12 protein-coding genes and 1 tRNA gene are annotated in these 18079 nt (G+C 53.2%); 4 read left to right on the top strand and 9 right to left on the bottom strand.

Annotation, left to right across the window (positions count from 1 at the left end; genetic code table 11):
• Window positions 1–157: 157 nt before the first annotated feature.
• The 7 genes from DBZ16_RS13055 to DBZ16_RS13015 form a co-directional block, all read right to left on the bottom strand.
• Window positions 158–1762, bottom strand: a complete 1605-nt coding sequence (locus DBZ16_RS13055) for a sigma-54-dependent transcriptional regulator (protein WP_107814299.1) — start codon at window positions 1760–1762, stop codon at window positions 158–160.
• On the bottom strand, window positions 1755–3344 hold the full coding sequence (locus tag DBZ16_RS13050; RefSeq protein WP_107814298.1) for a sensor histidine kinase: 1590 nt from the start codon (window positions 3342–3344) through the stop codon (window positions 1755–1757). The genes DBZ16_RS13055 and DBZ16_RS13050 overlap by 8 nt, the downstream gene beginning before the upstream one ends.
• A 163-nt stretch (window positions 3345–3507) precedes the next feature.
• Window positions 3508–5817, bottom strand: a complete 2310-nt coding sequence (gene parC, locus DBZ16_RS13045) for a DNA topoisomerase IV subunit A (RefSeq protein WP_107814297.1) — start codon at window positions 5815–5817, stop codon at window positions 3508–3510.
• Window positions 5818–6166: 349 nt separating this feature from the next.
• Entirely contained in the window at window positions 6167–7696 is a 1530-nt protein-coding gene (locus DBZ16_RS13035) for an ABC transporter permease (protein ID WP_107814296.1), read from the bottom strand.
• A gap of 194 nt (window positions 7697–7890) precedes the next feature.
• Window positions 7891–8583 carry an SMI1/KNR4 family protein gene (locus tag DBZ16_RS13030; protein ID WP_107814295.1) on the bottom strand — a complete coding sequence of 231 codons (693 nt, stop codon included), beginning with the start codon at window positions 8581–8583 and terminating at the stop codon, window positions 7891–7893.
• 235 nt (window positions 8584–8818) lie between these two features.
• Window positions 8819–10759: a PEP/pyruvate-binding domain-containing protein gene (locus DBZ16_RS13020; RefSeq protein WP_107814294.1), complete on the bottom strand. Its 1941-nt coding sequence runs from the start codon at window positions 10757–10759 to the stop codon at window positions 8819–8821.
• A 98-nt stretch (window positions 10760–10857) separates the two neighbouring features.
• Window positions 10858–11790: an AEC family transporter gene (locus DBZ16_RS13015; protein WP_107814293.1), complete on the bottom strand. Its 933-nt coding sequence runs from the start codon at window positions 11788–11790 to the stop codon at window positions 10858–10860.
• A gap of 309 nt (window positions 11791–12099) precedes the next feature.
• Here DBZ16_RS13015 and DBZ16_RS13005 point away from each other — a divergent pair, with 309 nt between their 5' ends.
• Window positions 12100–13413: an NCS2 family permease gene (locus tag DBZ16_RS13005; RefSeq protein ID WP_107814292.1), complete on the top strand. Its 1314-nt coding sequence runs from the start codon at window positions 12100–12102 to the stop codon at window positions 13411–13413.
• A gap of 154 nt (window positions 13414–13567) precedes the next feature.
• On the opposite strand, the gene DBZ16_RS13000 is transcribed toward DBZ16_RS13005, so the two are convergent.
• Together DBZ16_RS13000 and zupT are read right to left on the bottom strand one after the other, a co-directional pair.
• Window positions 13568–13852 (bottom strand): TM2 domain-containing protein, encoded by a 285-nt coding sequence (locus DBZ16_RS13000; protein ID WP_070498571.1) that lies wholly within the window; start codon window positions 13850–13852, stop codon window positions 13568–13570.
• 304 nt (window positions 13853–14156) lie between these two features.
• On the bottom strand, window positions 14157–14966 hold the full coding sequence (gene zupT, locus DBZ16_RS12995; RefSeq protein WP_003779999.1) for a zinc transporter ZupT: 810 nt from the start codon (window positions 14964–14966) through the stop codon (window positions 14157–14159).
• Between the two features lie 334 nt (window positions 14967–15300).
• Here zupT and DBZ16_RS12985 point away from each other — a divergent pair, with 334 nt between their 5' ends.
• The 3 genes from DBZ16_RS12985 (at window position 15301) to ruvA (ending at window position 17979) form a co-directional block, all read left to right on the top strand.
• On the top strand, window positions 15301–17004 hold the full coding sequence (locus DBZ16_RS12985; protein WP_107814290.1) for a molecular chaperone HscC: 1704 nt from the start codon (window positions 15301–15303) through the stop codon (window positions 17002–17004).
• Between the two features lie 129 nt (window positions 17005–17133).
• Window positions 17134–17209: transfer RNA gene (locus DBZ16_RS12980), tRNA-Lys, on the top strand.
• Window positions 17210–17394: 185 nt separating this feature from the next.
• The gene (gene ruvA / locus DBZ16_RS12970) at window positions 17395–17979 is read left to right on the top strand and encodes a Holliday junction branch migration protein RuvA (RefSeq protein WP_003758809.1); all 585 of its coding nucleotides are present in this window, start codon (window positions 17395–17397) and stop codon (window positions 17977–17979) included.
• The last annotated feature ends 100 nt before the right edge of the window (window positions 17980–18079 follow it).

Here is an 18079-nt window from a genome sequence, read left to right as displayed (position 1 = left end):
AAATCTCCTAAAACAGAGAGGTCGTCTGAAAATTTTCAGACGACCTCTCGAACGCCAAAAACCGCGTATCCGACTGAATGGCAGATACGCGGTTTGAGATTTGAAGCACATATTCGGGGCTTGCTTCCTAACCGTGCAGACAATATAAAGTGCAAGCTTAATTGATGTCCAAACGTTCCATACGGTAGCGCATGGAGCGGAAGCTGATGCCCAAAAGCTTGGCTGCCTGAGTGCGGTTGTAACGGGTTTGCTGCAACGCTTGTTCGATAATGCCGCGCTCGATTTGGTCAAGGTAATCTTGAATCTGCATGGTGCGCGGGTCAAACGGCGGAAGCGGCTGGTGATCCAAAGTTTCGCCTTTTCGTGTTTCGGAATCGGCGATGTCGTCGAGATCAAGGTTTGGATGGTCGTTTTTCGGTGTCGGCGTATTTTGGATTTGCAAATCATCCAGTTGGATAACTTGTCCGACAGTCAGAGCGACGGCGCGTTCGAGGATGTTTTCGAGTTCGCGGAAGTTGCCGGGATAGCTGTAATGCAGCAGGGCTTCTTGCGCTTTGGGGCTGAGTTTGTAGGTTTGCGTACCGTGGCGGTGTTTGTAGAGTAGGTACAGAATCAGCGCGCCCAAGTCCTCACGCATTTCGCGCAGGGGCGGCATGTGCAGGGTAACGACGTTGAGGCGGTAATATAAGTCTTGACGGAATGCGCCGCTGTCAACAAGGGCTTCGAGGTTTTTGTGGGTAGCGCAGATGATGCGGACATCGACGAAAGTTTCGCGGGCATCACCGATGCGGCGTACAGCTTTTTCTTGGATGGCGCGCAGGAGTTTGACTTGCATGGCTAGCGGCAAGTCGGCAACTTCGTCGAGGAACAGCGTACCGCCGTCGGCGTGTTGGAAAAAGCCGAGACGGTCTTGGTCGGCGCCGGTAAAGCTGCCTTTTTTGTAGCCGAAGAATTCGCTTTCCATCAGATTTTCAGGAATCGCGCCGCAGTTGACGGCGATAAAGGGCTTGTCAGCACGATCGGACAATTCGTGGATGGTACGCGCAGCCTGTTCTTTACCGGTACCCGATTCGCCGGAAATATAAACGGGCACGCCGCTGCGGGCGAGGCGGCGGATCAGGTGGCGGACTTCGACCATTTGGGGCGAACTGCCGAGTAGCCGCGGCATATCTTCTTCGCCGCCCAATTCCGGCACGTCTTCGTTCGAACGCATGGCGATTTCGCCGGTGGCAAAGCGTTCTTTCATCGAACGCAGGCCTTCAGGAACGGTAACGGAGCCGCTCAAATCGCGCTTGGGCGGTTTGGGCGGAGTTTTCGGTTTGTTGAATGCGGCGGCGACGGGTGCAGACGGTTTTTCTATCGGCGGCTGGGCAATCTCGTCCGTACTGTTGGAAACGGAAACGGCGGATTTAACCAGCGAGCGCAGTTGGGAAAGGGTAATCGGTTTTTGCAGGTAGTCGAACGCGCCCGCATTCAGCGCTTCGACCGCCTGGTCGGCATTACCGAAGGCGGTAATGACCGCGACAGGGGTGTCGAGCATGAGTTCGTCTATGTATTGGACGACTTCGAGACCGGAGCCGTCGGGCATCCGCATATCGGTCAAGACGAGGGAGTAATCGTTGTTGTCGAGCTTGTCTTTGGCATCTTCTACGCCGACGGCGGTCTGCACGCGCAGCCCCATCTTCATCAGCGTCATTTCCATCAAGTCACGGATGTCGGCCTCGTCGTCGACGACCAATACTGGGTCTTGCAGCTTACTCATTGTGTTCTCTCGGTAAAATCAGTTCAAATCCGTTCATTTCGGGGTGGTAATGGAGTTGACCCATATTGGCGTGCGCCAGTTCGCGGGCAACGTACAATCCCAATCCCGTACCCTGTTTTTCAGTGGTGTAGAACGGCTCAAAGAGATGGTTGCGGACTTCGGGCGAAATGCCTTTGCCGTTATCGGCAACGACGATGGAAATGTGCATTCTGCCGCTGGGACGGATCAGGACGGTAATCGCATTCTCGTCCTGACGGCTGTGTCGCCAAGCGTTATTGCAGAGGTTCCACATGATTTGTTGGATGTGCATCACATCAGCGAGGACGGTAAGGTTGTTGCCGTCCATGTTCATGCGCAGGCAGCCGATGGCTTCGGAATTGTTGAGCGTGAACTCTTGTTTGAAGTCGAGCCAGAATTTCATCAGGTTAATCGGCTCGCGGCTGATGTTATCGCGTTTGTTGAGCAGTGAGATGTCTTCCAACATTTTATCGATGCGCTGGATGTTGCTGTCGATGATGCCGCAAAGCTTGGCTTTAACGGGATCGGGTTCGGCATCGTCATCACTTTCTTGCAGCAAATCGCTGGCGTGGCGGATGGCGGACATCGGATTGCGGATTTCGTGGGCGAGGTTCGCGGTAAGCTGTCCGAGCGAGGTGAGCTTGGTGGACATGGCCTCTGCCGCGACTTCACGCAGCGAACGGACATACAGCATGAGCAGTTCCGTCTGTTCCTGAATCAGCGGGACGGCGCGGACGTGCATGGCGTGTTGGAAGATGTGGATATCGGTTTCAAACGGTTTGTCGGGGTGATATTGCCAACGTGTAACCAATTCGCCGAACACGACTTCCTGCTGGTCAACCACCAAACCGGGGAAATAGGTTTTTGCCTGTTTGTTGAAAAGCCAGACGCGCTGGGTGCTGTCGATGACGATAACGGCTTCCTGCACGCGGTTGAGAACGAGGCGGTTCAACCCGCTGATGCGGCGGTAGGCAAGCTGATGGCGGCTGGCGGATTCGGTCGCCTGCTCCAAATAGCGGGCGGCAAACGAAGTCAGCATGGCAACAAGATAACACGCGCCACAGAGCAGGACCGTAGTAATCAGGGGCTGCGTATCCCAATCAAACGGATGCAGGCGGATGCTGCCGTCGAGCAGTAGATTGAAGAAAAACAGCATGGACGCATAACCTGCGTACAGCATGGGGTAATGCCCGTAGCTGAGGAGGCAGGACGTCGCGACGAAAGGAAGGACAAGGATGCCGAAGCCCGAATCGACTCCGCCGGCGATATACACCAGTATCATCATCATCGAAATATCGACGACTGCGCTGGCATTGGGCAAATCCAAAGTCTGCCATTGCCAGTCCGGACGGGCGACGGATAACAAGATGAGGAAGGAATACAGCGCTGCCCAACTGTAAAATTCGACGGGCGGGAATGACATGCCGACATGGGCACCACTGCTGTAAACGCCGAAAGCATGCATGACCAACAGCGGCAGCACGATGGCAATACGGGCGATATTGATTAAACCGGGTATCCGCTCGCTCAGGTTTCCCAGTTCCTGAAAGCCGGATTTACTCATATCCGCAACCCTTTTTGTTTATTTTTATCATTATTAGTACCTGTTTTGAAATCGTTCTGCGATATTTCCGCAGACGGTCGTAAATATTTTTTTAATTTTGTCAGCATAACATAAAACGACCGTGTTTTCTAGGTTTTCAATGTGTTACCGCGCCTTTTGTTGTTTATGCGGAGGCAGCGGACAAAGTTTTCAGACGACCTGAGATGTCCAAAACCTTCCCTTTTTTGCCGCGTTTGCCGTCGATGTCGCAAATACGCAATTTTTCCTGATGCACCGCACCGCGCTTGCCGACGGTTTCGACGATGAATTCCGCAGACGTGGTAACAAGGACGTGTTCCAAAGACGCGCCGTCGGTCAGCGACATCAACTGCAAACCGCGCCCTTTGGGCATGACTTTAAGTTCGCCGATGGAAAACGCCAAAAGGCGGTGGTCGCTGCTGGCCAGTACGATTTTGCAGTCGGGATTGATGAGAGAAGAGGCATAAACCGCAATCGGCGGCAGGACGGTTTCGCCGCTGTCCACGGTCATCACCACTTTGCCCGCTTTCACGCGTCCGACCATGTCGCCCAGCTTGGTGATGAAGCCGTAGCCGCCGCTGCCTGAGAGTAGGTAATGCTGTTCGGGCTGTCCGGTGAGCATAGCGACGGGTTTCGCGCCGTTTTGCAGCTCGATTAACGATGAAACCGGCACGCCATCGCCGCGTCCGCCGGGGATTTCGGCGGCATCAAGCGTGTAGGTTCTGCCCAATGAATCGAGGATGACAACGGGTAAAACGGTGCGGCCTTCAAGGGTTTGTTTGAGGCGGTCGCCTTCTTTGAATGCGGTTTGGCTCAAATCAAGGTTGTGCCCGGCACGGCTGCGTATCCAGCCTTTTTCCGACAGAATCAGCGTAATGGGTTCATTGGTGGTGGTTTGTGTCAGCACTGCGCGTCCGGCTTCTTCCACCAGCGTGCGGCGCGCGTCGCCGAACTGCTTCATGTCCGCCTGCATCTCTTTGATAATCAGCTTGCGTTTTTCGTTTTCGTCGCCCAAAAGAATATTCAGACGACCTTGTTCTTCGCGCAATTCGTTCAATTCTTTTTCGAGTTTGAACCCTTCCAAACGCGCCAACTGGCGCAGGCGGATTTCCAAAATGTCTTCGGCTTGAATTTCGGTCAGCCCGAACGCCGCCCTCAAATCAGTTTTCGGATCGTCTGACTCGCGGATAACTTTAATCACTTCGTCGATATGCAGAAAGACTTTCAGACGACCTTCGAGGATGTGCAGCCGTTTTTCCACTTGGTTCAAACGGAATTTCAGACGACGTGTTACGGTCACGACGCGGAAATCCAACCATTCCTGCAAAATCGTTTTCAGGTTTTTCTGCGCGGGGCGGTTGTCCAGCCCCATCATCACCAAGTTCATGGACACATTGCCTTCCAGCGAAGTCTGTGCCATCAGCGTGTTGATGAAGGTATCAGTATCGATGCGGCTGGATTTCGGTTCAAACACAAGGCGCACGGGATGTTCGCCATCGGACTCGTCGCGCACGCGGTCGATTAAATCCAGCATCAGCTTTTTGGTGTTGAGCTGGTCTTGGTTGAGCTGCTTTTTACCCGCTTTCGGTTTCGGGTTGGTCTGCTCTTCGATTTCGGCAAGGATTTTGGCAGAATTGGCGTTCGGCGGCAGCTCGGTCACAATCACGCGCCATTGCCCGCGCGCCAGCTTCTCGATTTCGTAACGCGCACGCACGCGCACGCTGCCCTTGCCGGTTTCGTAAATCCGGCGCAATTCGTCCGCCGGCGTGATGATTTGACCGCCGCCGGCAAAGTCGGGAGCGGGAATATATTGCATCAGGTCAGCGGTTTCCAGCGTCGGCTTCTTCAACAGCGCAATCGCCGCCTGCGTGACTTCGTTCAAATTGTGCGACGGAATTTCAGTCGCCATGCCTACCGCGATGCCTGACGCACCGTTGAGCAACACCATAGGCAGGCGGGCGGGCAGGTGCAGCGGTTCGTCAAACGCGCCGTCGTAGTTCGGCACGAAATCCACCGTCCCCTGATTGATTTCGGACAACAGCAATTCCGCAATCGGCGTCAGCCGCGCTTCGGTGTAACGCATCGCCGCCGCCCCGTCGCCGTCGCGCGAACCGAAGTTGCCGATGCCGTCGATTAAGGGATAGCGCAAGGTAAAATCCTGCGCCATCCGCACCATCGCTTCATAGGCGGAACTGTCGCCGTGCGGGTGGTATTTACCCAAAATCTCGCCGACCACGCGTGCCGATTTCACCGGCTTCGCCCCCGCCGTCAAACCCATATCGCGCATGGCAAACAAAATGCGCCGTTGCACGGGCTTCTGGCCGTCTGAAACTTCAGGCAGCGCGCGGCCTTTGACCACGCTCATGGCGTATTCGAGATAGGCGCGTTCGGCGTACTGACCTAACAGCAGGTAGTCTTCGCCGACGGGGGATGGGACGGAAACGTGTTCGTTCATAAGGAAGCTGGAATGAAAGATAAAGGAAGGTATTGTAAAGGATAGCGAATGAAAATAAAAATGTCGGGGCATGGTTTCGCCACGTATCTTTTTATAGTGGATTAAATTTAAATTAGGACAAGGCGACGAAGCCGCAGACAGTACAGATAGTACGGAACCGATTCACTTGGTGCTTCAGCACCTTAGAGAATCGTTCTCTTTGAGCTAAGGCGAGGCAACGCCGTACTGGTTTAAAGTTAATCCACTATATTTTTGAATGGAATTGCTGACAATCTAAATGGATTTGAGGTCGTCTGAAATGTTTTCAGACGACCTCTATAAACATCATGCTACATTTCAAAAGCGGACATCAAGTTTTTTCACGTTCGTCCAACAGTAAAAACACCATCAGCGACAGCAGCATCAAAACCGTCGTCAACACCATTGCCCGCGCATAATTGTCTGCCCCTGCCCTACCCAGATACGAATAAATCAAAGTGGTCAGCGTCTGCCACTCAGGGCGCGACAAAAACAGCGTGGCGGCAAACTCTCCGATACAGGTTGCCGCAGCCAAAGTCAAACCGCGTCGCAAGGCGGGTCTCAATAATGGAGCGGTCACATACAAGGTCGTCTGAAAAGCATTTGCCCCCATACCGCGCGCAGCCGACACATAATCTTCAGGCAAATCGTCCCAAGCCGCCAGCACATCTTTTGCCACAAACGGATACGCCAGCAGCGCATAAGTAGCGACCAACAAAGGCAGCGATGCCGTCCATTGCGGATAAAGCAGCAATATACCGGCGGCAATGCAGACAGGCGAAACCATAAACGGCAAAAACACCAAACCGCGTACCCACGCCACCCGTCGCGCAACCGCCGCATACATCACCCCCAACACAACCGCCGTCAAAACCGCCATCCCCGAAAACCGCAGCGTATTCCATCCCGCCGCCAAGGTTTCCCGTTCCAACAACACGCCCCAAGACCCGCCTGCCGACGCCGCCAGAAAAACCACCGCCGCCAAAGGCAGCAGGCAACACAGCAGCAACACCATTAAAGAAAAAACCAGCAAAACACGTTCGCCGAAAGATTGCGGACGATGCGGCAGCAAAGCACGAACCGCCTTATCAGAAGCCGTTTGCCGGCTCAAATACGCATACAGCAGCCCCGCCAGCGCCGTCACACCCAACACCATCCACACCAAAACCGACGCCTGAGCCATATCCAGCTCATACATCACCAACTGATAAATTTCCACCTCAACCGTCGTATAACGGCTGCCACCAAGCAACAAAGCCAGTCCGAAACCCGAAAAACAATACAAAAATACCAAACAAGCCCCGCCCGCCAACCAAGGGCGCAACACCGGCCATTCCACAAAGCAAAACCGCTGCCAAGCCCCCGCACCTAGTGTCTGCGCCGACTGCAGCCTAGCCTGCGGCACCTGCAAAAATCCCTGATACGCCGCGCGCACCAACACAGGCAAGTTGAAAAATACATTACCGTAAAGCAACAAATACGGCGTATCCTGCCAGCCCGCCCACAACACACCGTTTGCCCCGAACAAAGCCAACACGCCGACCCCGACCACCAAAGTCGGCATCACAAACGGCAGCATCAAAAGCCGCAAAATCATCTCACGCCCGCGAAACGACAACCTCGCCAACGACCACCCCACCGGAATCCCAAGCAGCAAAACCAGCACACAAGTGACCGCCGCCTGAACCACCGTCCAAACCAAACGATGCTGCATATAATCATCAGCCAATACCAATGACCAAGCCGACCCGTCATAAGCCGCCATTGCCACCAATGGCGCAACCACCATCACCGCCAAGAAGCCCAAAGGCAGCAGCGCAAGCAAAACAGTGGTAGGAAACAAACGAAACGGAGTTTTCATGGAACAGGTACGCAGGGACTAAAACAGCTATTGTAACGAATACGAAGCAAAGGTCGTCTGAAAACTTTCAGACGACCTTTGTGAAAGTTGGGTTTCCAATTCAATCTACACCTGTTATGTAAACAATGCGGTGTTTTCTTACATCTTTTTTCTTTAGTATTTTATCCTGATTTAAACCGAAACCAATATATCCGCTAGTCGTAGTCGAAAGGTTCGAATTCTTCGTCCAGCCGTTCGCATGAGATGAACCGTTGTTCGGCGGCACTGGTTTCTTCGTCACTCAACATGAACAATCCGCCCCATCGGTCTTTTTGATAGGTTTTTTGATAGGTTTGTCGGAGGAATTCATATTGTTCGGCGGAGAGGTAGGGGCGGTGGCTTTCCAATTGGGCAAACAGTTGTCTGCGGTAGTCTTCGGGAGAGGTATCTTCTTCGGGGAAATAGTCCGCTTGGGCTTGGAGCAGCCTGCGGAAGATGAAGTCTGCTAAGTTTGCGGCTTCTACTACACTGAAGTCGTCGTCGTGATACAGGCGTGTGATACATGGTTCGCCTTTTTGGCGGTAGTCGAATGCGTAGTAATCGCCGTTACCCGCTTCGGCAAAGGCGATGAGTTTGCCACGGTATTCGGGTTTTAAACTCCTCCATTCACTGTCGTCGCATAGCTGTTCGTTGATTCCCTGCAATTCGTCGGTGTGAGGCAGTTCAAATGCTGAGCCGACCAACAGTAGGGGCGGATGCTTGAGTAACTTGGGAAAGGTGTCGCTATACCAGTTTCTGCCAGCCTCTCCCCAGTCCAACATACCGTCGGCTGCGAGGCGTTTGTATAGGTTGGGCAGGGAGATGCCGTATTGTGCTTCGGTTTGGCTGATGAAATCCTGATAACTCATGATGTTTCCTTTGTTAAGCTGATTTTGGTTTTGAACTTCATTGAAGCCGCGTTTTCAGACGACCTCTTTCCTTTCCCATTTTATAGTGGATTAAATTTAAATCAGGACAAGGCGACGAAGCCGCAGACAGTACAGATAGTACGGAACCGATTCACTTGGTGCTTCAGCACCTTAGAGAATCGTTCTCTTTGAGCTAAGGCGAGGCAACGCCGTACTGGTTTAAAGTTAATCCACTTTACCGTCCGCCGTTTAAATAAGGCCTTGCCTGAAGGATGACGAGTTTTCCGCCTGCGAAAGCCCATTCTATGTCTTGTTCGCCGTTGCCGAAAAGCTCTTTGATTTGCTGGCCGGCTTGGTCGAGGCGGCGGATTTGGCCGTGGTTCATGACGTTGCCGCCGGTGATCGGTACTTCCCTGACGCCGCCGTTTTCATCCAGTTGCAGGGCGGTGGTTTCGTTGGAGGAGCTGAGGCGTTGTACTGAGTCGTTGCGGCGGTTGTAAACGGCTTGTTCCGCCACCCGTTTTCCTTCGACCACGCGAATGCCCAGCCCTCGTTTGGCGGCGATGTAGGAAGTGTTTTTCTGCGCGGTATCGTAGGGATTGACGGTAACGAGTACGCCGGAGAGGTCGGCATTGATGCTTTGCTGGACGAAGACGCTCATTTTCACGCTGTCGTGCGGCAGTCCGGCGATGCGTCGGGCTTCGTACGCGCTGTAATTGAAAACGGAAGCCCAAGATTGTTTCACTGCTTCCGCCAATGCGTTTTCGCCGGTTACGTTCGGCACGGTGGTGTACAGCCCTGCGCCGCTGAAATTCGGCAGGTCTTCGGAATTGGACGAGCTGCGGACGAACACGCCTTTGCTGTTTAACTGGCTGCGCCATTGTTCCGCCCAGGTGCGTTTCCATTCGGACGGGATTTCGGCATCGGTGATTTTTTTCTGCAATGCGAGCAAGGCGGTGCGGCGTTTGCGGTTGTCACCGCCGCTTTGCGATTCGATTTGCGCCAGTGTTGCCGCGTTGATGCCGAGTTTGTCCATCATGGCGCGGTAATAGGCGAAGGGGATGCAGAATCCGTCGGGGACGTTGCTGCCTGCGATATGGGCGCGGATATGGCCGAGGTTGGCGGCTTTGCTGCCGCAGTAACGGCTGTCTTCACGGCGCAAGTTGGCAAGCGGCCGCAGGCTGTAATCGGAAGTGTCGGGCTGCGGCAGGGAGAGGTCGTCTGAAAATGTTTTGGCGGCAGTGTTTCGGCTGATTTGGGCGACCCGGTATTGTTTCGCGTCGGCTGCCAATTCGATACGGCGGCCGATATAGGGCGCGAGGATTTTTTCCGCGTCTTTGAGGTAGATGTTGGGAATGCCCCAGCCGCGCGCCAAGACGTTCACATGCGAAAGCGCGGTGGACGGTTTTTCGCTGATGATGCCTGCTACGGGCGGCAATACCAGCGGCACTTCTTTCAAGATGATGATGTCGTCCGCGCCGACATCGTAAAGGTCGTCTTCCTGAGTGATGACGCGCAATGTGCCTACCGCTTTCCCTCTGTGCAACGGCAGATAAGGGAAATTCTGTATCAGGCTTTCTTGGGTTACGAAGGGGACTTTGCTTTGCGCGGCAACGGTTTCCTGCCACAGGGAATTGGTTTTGTAGCGCAGCGGGGCAAAGAAACTGTCTTTCAGACGGCCTTCTGCCAATTTCAGTAATTCGGGTGTGATTTTGTCGCCTTCCCAAAATTCGTAAACGTATTCTTGAGTGCTGTTCTGCCAGCTGATGGTGCCGAACAGGAAGCGGCAGTTCGGGCTGCGGTATTGTTCCAACAATTCTTTGCGCGTCGGCATCGGCTTCAAAATCTCGGCGAGATAGGTTTCGTGCAGGCGGTATTTCGGCGTGTTGATGTAGTCGGTGCGGTTGTTGTCTTCGCAGTCGATAAGGAAGAGGACGTGCGGGATTTCGTATTCGCTGTCTTGTTCGTAAACGCGCGAAAGCAGGTCGAAATCGGCGCGGTTGCGGATGGCGGACAGCGCGGGCGTTTGCGTTTTAACCGGCGTGGCGGCTTGGCGTTTGTCAGACTCAAAATAAGAAGGCTTGCGCGCGATCGGCGCGGCGGTATCTACGGCTGCGGAGTCGGGTTGGCAGGCGGCGAGCAGGAACAATAGTGAGAGGCAGACGCTGGCTTTCATGACAATGGCAATAATAAAAAAACGGATTGTAGCAACAAAAGGTCGTCTGAAAACTCAAATCTGGGTTTTCAGACGACCTTTTTCTTAACCCAACCCTTTTAAACCATCGCTTGATACAACGCAATCATCAGCGGCATGGTGATGACGCACAGCAGCGTGGTGATACCGTAAATTGCACTGGCTTTACGGGCGTTTTGACCATAAACCATCGCCATTTGGGTAACGGTGGACGCGGCGGGGCTGACGGTAGCGAGGAAGCTGATGAGGACGACGGTATCGCTGTGTCCGCCAATGTGGGCTATGCCTGAAACTTTGACAAACACCAGCAGAATCAGCGGGATAAGTATCAGACGCAGGAGGGCGACGAGGTAAATCCGTTTGGAGAGGACGATTTCTTTGAGCGGCAGCGAGGCAATCAGCATTCCGGCAACGAGCATGGCGACCGGGCCTATCATGCTGCCGACGGTGGCGAGCGTGTTGTCGATGATGTGCGGCAGTTTGATTTGGAAGGCAAACATGAACACGCCGGCAAAGATGGACAGGATGTTGATGTTGGTGAATACGGTTTTCCACGCAAGATTGCCGCGCCCACAAAGCAGCAGGCGCAGGTGCGTCCAGAAAAGGAACATTTGGACGATGATGAAGCCGCTGGTGTAAATCACCCATTGCGGTCCGAAAATGGACATCACCAGCGGGATGATGAGGTTGCCGGAATTGGTGTAAACCGTGGCGGCGTGTTCGAGCGTATCGAGCTTGAACACGGTTTTGAAAAGCCTGCCCAGCGCGATCAGTAGGATGTGGAACACGACTGCTAGGGCAACCGAGAGCTTCAGTCCGTCAATGATATCGGGCGTGTTCTCGATTTGGAAGGCGTGGATCATCACCGACGGACTGATGAGGTAGAGCGCGATGACGGAGAGCGTGCGGCTGTGTTCGGAATTCAGGAGCTTAAACTTCACCAACGCCATGCCCATCAGGACAATCAGGGTCAGCTCGGTGATTTTGCCGGCAAGGAGCAAGGCGGTTTCCATGAGTGTGGCACATTGTGGGAAAACGGAAATTTTACGCTTGCGCGCCAGTGCGGACAATGTATTCGGAACATGGTTTCGGACGACCTTTCCGTGTTTACCACTGTATTCAAAGGGCAAAGGTCGTCTGAAAACCCAACGCTCCGATTTTCAGACGACCTCCCGCCCTGCTCCGTCTTATTCACGCGCAGAAACGGCAGAAATAACTGCGTGTTGCCTTCGGCAAAATGTTGACAATTTTTCACCCGACAGCAAGGCGTTTTCAGTATAATACCGCCCGCAAATTTCCTTTTTTTTTGAAAAGCATAAATCATGACTACTTCAAATCAAAATGTGCTGGAGCGTATATTCAATTTACGCGCAAATGGCACAAATGTGCGCACGGAGCTGATGGCAGGTCTGACCACCTTCCTCGCCATGTGTTACATCATCATCGTCAATCCGCTGATTCTCGGCGAAACGGGCATGGACATGGGCGCGGTATTCGTCGCCACCTGTATCGCTTCCGCCATCGGCTGCTTCGTGATGGGCTTCGTCGGCAACTATCCGATTGCACTCGCACCGGGCATGGGTTTGAACGCCTACTTTACTTTCGCCGTCGTCAAAGGCATGGGCGTACCCTGGCAGGTGGCTTTGGGCGCGGTTTTCGTTTCCGGCATTATTTTTATTTTATTCAGCTTTTTCAAAGTGCGCGAAATGCTGGTGAACGCGCTGCCTATGGGTTTGAAAATGTCGATTGCCGCCGGTATCGGGCTGTTTCTGTCGCTGATTGCACTCAAAGGTTCTGGCATTATCGTTGCCAGCGACGCGACTTTGGTGAAACTGGGCGACATCCACCAACCCGTCGCGCTCTTGGTGCTGGCAGGCTTCGCTATGGTGGTGGCTTTGGGGCATTTCCGTGTCAAAGGTGCGATTATCTTGACTATTCTGACACTCACAGCCATTTCCACCCTGCTGGGCTTGAGCGATTTTAAAGGCGTGGTCGGCGAAATTCCGAGCATGGCGCCGACTTTCATGCAGATGGATTTCAATGGTCTGTTTACCCTCAACATGGTCAGCGTGATTTTCGTCTTCTTTCTGGTCGATTTGTTTGACTCCACCGGCACGCTGGTCGGCGTTTCCCACCGCGCAGGCCTGCTGGAAGACGGCAAACTGCCTCGTCTGAAACGCGCCCTGTTCGCCGACTCGACCGCCATCGTCGCCGGTGCCGCACTGGGTACGTCTTCAACCACGCCGTATGTCGAAAGCGCGGCGGGCGTGTCCGCAGGCGGCCGCACGGGACTGACCGCCGTAACCGTCGGCGTATTGATGCTGGCGTGTCTGATTTTTTCGCCGCTGATTCAAAGTATCCCCGGTTTCGCCACCGCGCCCGCACTGCTCTACGTCGGTGCGCAAATGCTGCGCAGCGCGCGTGAAATCGACTGGGACGATATGACCGAAGCCGCTCCCGCTTTCCTGACCATCGTGTTCATGCCGTTCACCTACTCGATTGCCGACGGCATCGCTTTCGGCTTCATCAGCTATGCCGTGATTAAACTTTTATGCAACCGCGTCAAAGACGTGCCGCCTATGGTGTGGATAGTTGCCGTATTGTGGGCGTTGAAATTCTGGTATCTGGGCGGCTGATGCCGTTTTCAGGTTAGCTGTTTCATTCCCCGCAATAGCAAAAGGTCGTCTGAAAATTTTCAGACGACCTTTTTTGGTTTTTAAGATGCAATGAATATTTAAAACTTCGCACTATCGTTCCGCTCAATATTCAAAGGCATCAATCAGCCAATGCTTAAAACCATTCTTTCTTACCGACAACATAAACTTGTTCAAATTCTTCCGGCGTAGATGTCAGGTATTTAAAGATGTCGAAGAGAGATAAACCGACAACAGCTATCAAAGCAGGATAGACAAAAAACATACCCACCACGCCAATCGCCAAATAGATGATACCGGCTTTGTTTAAGCCCAAATAGAATTTATGCGCTCCGAAGCAACCTAAAAAGAACGCCAAAGCCGCGGCGATGATGCGTTTGTTGGTAGTAGGAAGGGATTGCAGAGGTGTATTTTCGGACATTTTTTCTCCAAACGGATAGTCAAAATTAAGAAAGTGTTTTTAAGTATAGCAGAATAATGATATTAATTTCACATAGATTCTATTTTTATCGAATAACAAACCTATAAAATTTCGTAAATTTATGTTACAAAAACCCTAATTCACAGCTGAAATATGCGATTTTATATACATTTTTAGCATATTATACTTACTACCTTTATTTATCTTTTCGATTTATCCGCATTCCTTAGCCAACCCGCCCTGCTTAAAGTTTCAGACGACCTCGACACTGCTTTTGACTCTGCCGCGCCTGTCTAGTTCAGATTTAAAAATGAAACAACACCAAACTCAGCGCAATCACCGCCATGCCGGACGTCAACCCGTAAACGGTTTCGTGTCCGTCGGAATAACGCTTGGCGGCGGGCAGCAATTCGTCCAACGCAAGAAACACCATCACGCCCGCAATCACGCCGAACACTGCGCCGAACACGAAAGGCGATAAAAACGGCTTGAGCATGGTGTAGCCCAAAACCGCGCCCAAAGGTTCGGCAAGCCCTGAAGCGAGGCAGGCGAGGACGGTTTTTTTGCGGTTGCGGGTGGCGAAATAAACGGGCGCGGCAATGGAAATGCCTTCGGGAATATTGTGTATCGCAATCGCGAGCGCCAGCGGCATTCCGACGGCGGGATTTTCCAGCGTGGCGAAAAAAGTTGCCAAACCTTCGGGGAAGTTGTGCGCGGTAATCGCAAACGCCGCCATCATGCCGACGCGGGCGATGTGGCGGCGTTTGTTTTCCTGAAAGGCGGGGTCGTGCGGGTCGAGCGTTTCATGCGGGTTCGGCACAAGGCGGTCAATCAGCGCAATCGCCCCCATGCCTGCCAGAAAAGCCAGCGTCGCGGCGGCGAAGGCTTTGTCTTTGTCGTAAACCTGCCCGAAGGCTTCGCTGGATTTGTTGAAAATCTCCGTCAGCGACACATACACCATCGCCCCGCCCGCAAACGCCAACCCGAACGACAATACGCGCGGGTTGGGCGTTTTGGAAAACATCACCAACCCGCTGCCCAATACGGTAAACAATCCGGCGGCAAGGGCGATGCCGAAGGCGGTGATGAGGTTGGTTGAGCTGATATCAGGCATCGTCTTAAGTCATTAACACAATAAAGAAATCAGCCTAACATATTTTCCCAAATTAGAGAATAATTATTATTTTTATTTATATTGCCAAGAGCAATGTCGGATTAGAAACGTCGGCAAATACACAACCCATCTTACGATAAAAACCATTCCAACCATTTTCCTTCCCCAAACGGCAACAAAGCGCGCCATCCGCCAGTCCGAAACGCCGCCGGATTTTCCATACAAATGGAAGAAATGTTATGATTTTGCAATCTTCCCTCTTTCAGACGACCCCATGCGGATGATGTGAAAGGTCGTCTGAAACACATTCAAACCCCTCCGAAACGAGACATTCATGACCCTGCAAATCGGTATCGACTTAGGCACGACCAACAGCCTGATTGCCCAGTTCCACAACGGCGAAACCCGCCTGATTCCCAACCAACACGGCCATTTTCTGACACCGTCGGTCATCAGCGTCGCCGAAGACGGCAGCATCCTGACCGGCATCGCCGCACGCGAACGCCTCTCCACCGCCCCGACGCTGACCGCCTCGGCGTTCAAGCGATTTATGGGAACGGATAAAACTTTCCATTTGGGCAAGCGCACGTTCCGCGCCGAAGAATTGTCCGCGCTGATTTTAAAAAGCCTGAAAGAAGATGCGGAAGCCTTTTTGGGAGAACCGGTATGCGATGTCGTTCTGACCGTTCCCGCCTATTTCAACGCCATCCAGCGTCAGGCAACGAAAAACGCGGCGCAGATGGCAGGTTTAAACGTCTTACGTTTGCTCAACGAGCCGACTGCCGCCGGTCTTGCCTACGGTTTGCAGGAAAAACCCGACGACACGCGCTTTTTGATTTACGACTTGGGTGGCGGGACATTTGACGTATCCGTACTCGATTATTTCGACGGCGTCGTCCAAGTATCCGCCAGCGCGGGCGACAACCATTTGGGCGGCGAAGATTTCGTCAACGTCTTGCGCCAGTGCTTCCTGAAAAAATGTACGACACTGACGTCGTCTGAAAGCGACAAACTGGCGCAAAACAGCGAATTGTGGCAGGTATTGGAAACTGCCAAGCGCAAACTCGGCGAAGACATGCAGACCGAAATCCGTTTCCATGACGGCGACACGGTTCACTCTGCCGTCATCAGCCGCGAGGAATTCCAAGAAGCCGCCACGCCATTAATGGGTCGCCTGCGTCAACCGCTGGAACGCGCATTGCGCGATGCCAAGCTGCACCCTTCGCAAATCGACGGCATCATCTTGGTCGGCGGTGCGACGCGGATGCCGATGATCCGTCATTCCATTGCCCAATTGTTCCGCCGCATCCCGCTTGTTTCGGTCAATCCCGACGAAGCCATTGCACGTGGCGCGGCGGTGCAGGCGGCGCTGATTGCGCGTAACGAAAGCGTGGAAGAAGTCGTCCTTACCGACGTTATGCCCTTCTCGCTCGGCACGGAAGCCGGCATGGACATCGGCCAATACGTTACCGGACGTTTTTTCCCGATTATTGAACGCAATATGCCCGTTCCCGTTTCGCGCGTCGAAACTTTCATCACTTCCCACGACGGGCAGAAAGTGATTTTGGTCGATGTTTTGCAGGGCGAATCCATGTTGGCCAAAGAAAACCTGAAACTGGGCGAACTGTCGGTCAACGTCCCGCCCAAGCCGAAAGGTCAGGTATCGATAGACGTCCGCTTCAGCTACGACGTCAACGGGCTTTTGGAAGTCGACATCAGCAACCGCGACCTGAATCTGCACATGAATCAGGTTTTCCGTCAAAACAGCCAAAACCTGACGCCTGAAGAAATCGAAGCCTCCCTGCGCAAACTTGCCGCCTTGAAAATTCATCCGCGCGACCAGCAGCACAATATCTATTTGTTGGAAAAAGCCAAACGCCTGTACGAAGAATTTCTCGGCGACAACCGACACATCATCGCCGCAGAAATGGCGCGTTTTGAAGCCGTATTGGAAACGCAGGACGCAATCATCATCCAGAGGGCGCAACAGCAATTTAGCGAATTTTTAAACCGTTTCGACGGCGGCTGGCTGCTGTAAGCGCATTGCTTTTTTCAGCGAGCACGCTGGACAATGAAACATAAAAACCATTGGAAACAAAAATTTATACAATACCGGTAAAAATAAGTTGACACCTTCCAACGGCATCCATATAATGCACCGCTTATCGGGTCGTTAGCTCAGTCGGTAGAGCAGCGGACTTTTAATCCGTTGGTCGAGCGTTCGAATCGCTCACGACCCACCAAATTTAAAAAGCTGAGTTGAAAAACTCAGCTTTTTTATTATCTTTCGGATACACGCACGCCAAACCATACGGAAACGCCGTACCGGTTTAAACCGAATCCACCAGACAATCACGGTCGTCTGAAACGCCGCCATCGTACAAAACCGCGTTTTCAGACGACCCCGCCAACGCCACTCGGAATTCACATGATCAGCAGACTGACCGGCAAGCTCATCGAGAAAAACCCGCCGCAAATCGTCATCGACGTCAACGGCGTCGGCTACGAAGCCGACGTATCCATGCAGACCTTCTACAACCTACCCGCTTTGGGCGAAACCGTGCAGCTTTACACCCAGCTTGTTGTCCGTGAAGACGCGCATTTATTGTTCGGCTTTGCGACTGCCGACGAGCGGGCGACGTTCCGCCAGTTGGTCAAAGTCAGCGGCATCGGCGCGAAAACCGCGCTGGGCATACTCTCCGCCATGTCCGCCGACGAGCTTGCCCGCGCGGTTGCCGACGAAGACATCAAACGCCTCTCCTCCGCGCCCGGCATCGGCAAAAAAACCGCCGAACGCATGGTTTTGGAACTGCGCGGCAAACTGGTTTCCCATGCCGCTGCCGACGGGCTTTTTGCCGCCGCACCTGCTGCCGACGAAACGGACGACATCGTCAACACCCTGATTGCGCTGGGTTACAACGAACGCGAGGCAAAAGCCGCCATCAAGGGCATTCCCAAAGGCACGGAAGTCGGCGAAGGCGTGCGCTTGGCGTTAAAAAATCTGTTGAAATAAAACATACCCAGCCTTGCCGTCAAAACGCGGCAACCATAGAAAGAGGTCGTCTGAAAACCCGATTCAGGTTTTCAGACGACCTCTTCTTTACGTCAAACCG

Source organism: Neisseria sicca (assembly GCF_003044565.1).
Lineage (GTDB): Bacteria > Pseudomonadota > Gammaproteobacteria > Burkholderiales > Neisseriaceae > Neisseria > Neisseria sicca_A.
The sequence above is the reverse complement of the archived record's forward strand: the minus strand, read 5'-3'. Positions and strand labels throughout refer to the sequence as shown.

Bases quoted from the DNA above. Each gene is read 5' to 3' on its own strand.
- DBZ16_RS13055 (WP_107814299.1), bottom strand. From the start codon at position 1,762: ATGAGTAAGCTGCAAGACCCAGTATTGGTCGTCGACGACGAGGCCGAC.
- DBZ16_RS13050 (WP_107814298.1), bottom strand. From the start codon at position 3,344: ATGAGTAAATCCGGCTTTCAGGAACTGGGAAACCTGAGCGAGCGGATA.
- parC (WP_107814297.1), bottom strand. From the start codon at position 5,817: ATGAACGAACACGTTTCCGTCCCATCCCCCGTCGGCGAAGACTACCTG.
- DBZ16_RS13035 (WP_107814296.1), bottom strand. From the start codon at position 7,696: ATGAAAACTCCGTTTCGTTTGTTTCCTACCACTGTTTTGCTTGCGCTG.
- DBZ16_RS13030 (WP_107814295.1), bottom strand. From the start codon at position 8,583: ATGAGTTATCAGGATTTCATCAGCCAAACCGAAGCACAATACGGCATC.
- DBZ16_RS13020 (WP_107814294.1), bottom strand. From the start codon at position 10,759: ATGAAAGCCAGCGTCTGCCTCTCACTATTGTTCCTGCTCGCCGCCTGC.
- DBZ16_RS13015 (WP_107814293.1), bottom strand. From the start codon at position 11,790: ATGGAAACCGCCTTGCTCCTTGCCGGCAAAATCACCGAGCTGACCCTG.
- DBZ16_RS13005 (WP_107814292.1), top strand. From the start codon at position 12,100: ATGACTACTTCAAATCAAAATGTGCTGGAGCGTATATTCAATTTACGC.
- DBZ16_RS13000 (WP_070498571.1), bottom strand. From the start codon at position 13,852: ATGTCCGAAAATACACCTCTGCAATCCCTTCCTACTACCAACAAACGC.
- zupT (WP_003779999.1), bottom strand. From the start codon at position 14,966: ATGCCTGATATCAGCTCAACCAACCTCATCACCGCCTTCGGCATCGCC.
- DBZ16_RS12985 (WP_107814290.1), top strand. From the start codon at position 15,301: ATGACCCTGCAAATCGGTATCGACTTAGGCACGACCAACAGCCTGATT.
- ruvA (WP_003758809.1), top strand. From the start codon at position 17,395: ATGATCAGCAGACTGACCGGCAAGCTCATCGAGAAAAACCCGCCGCAA.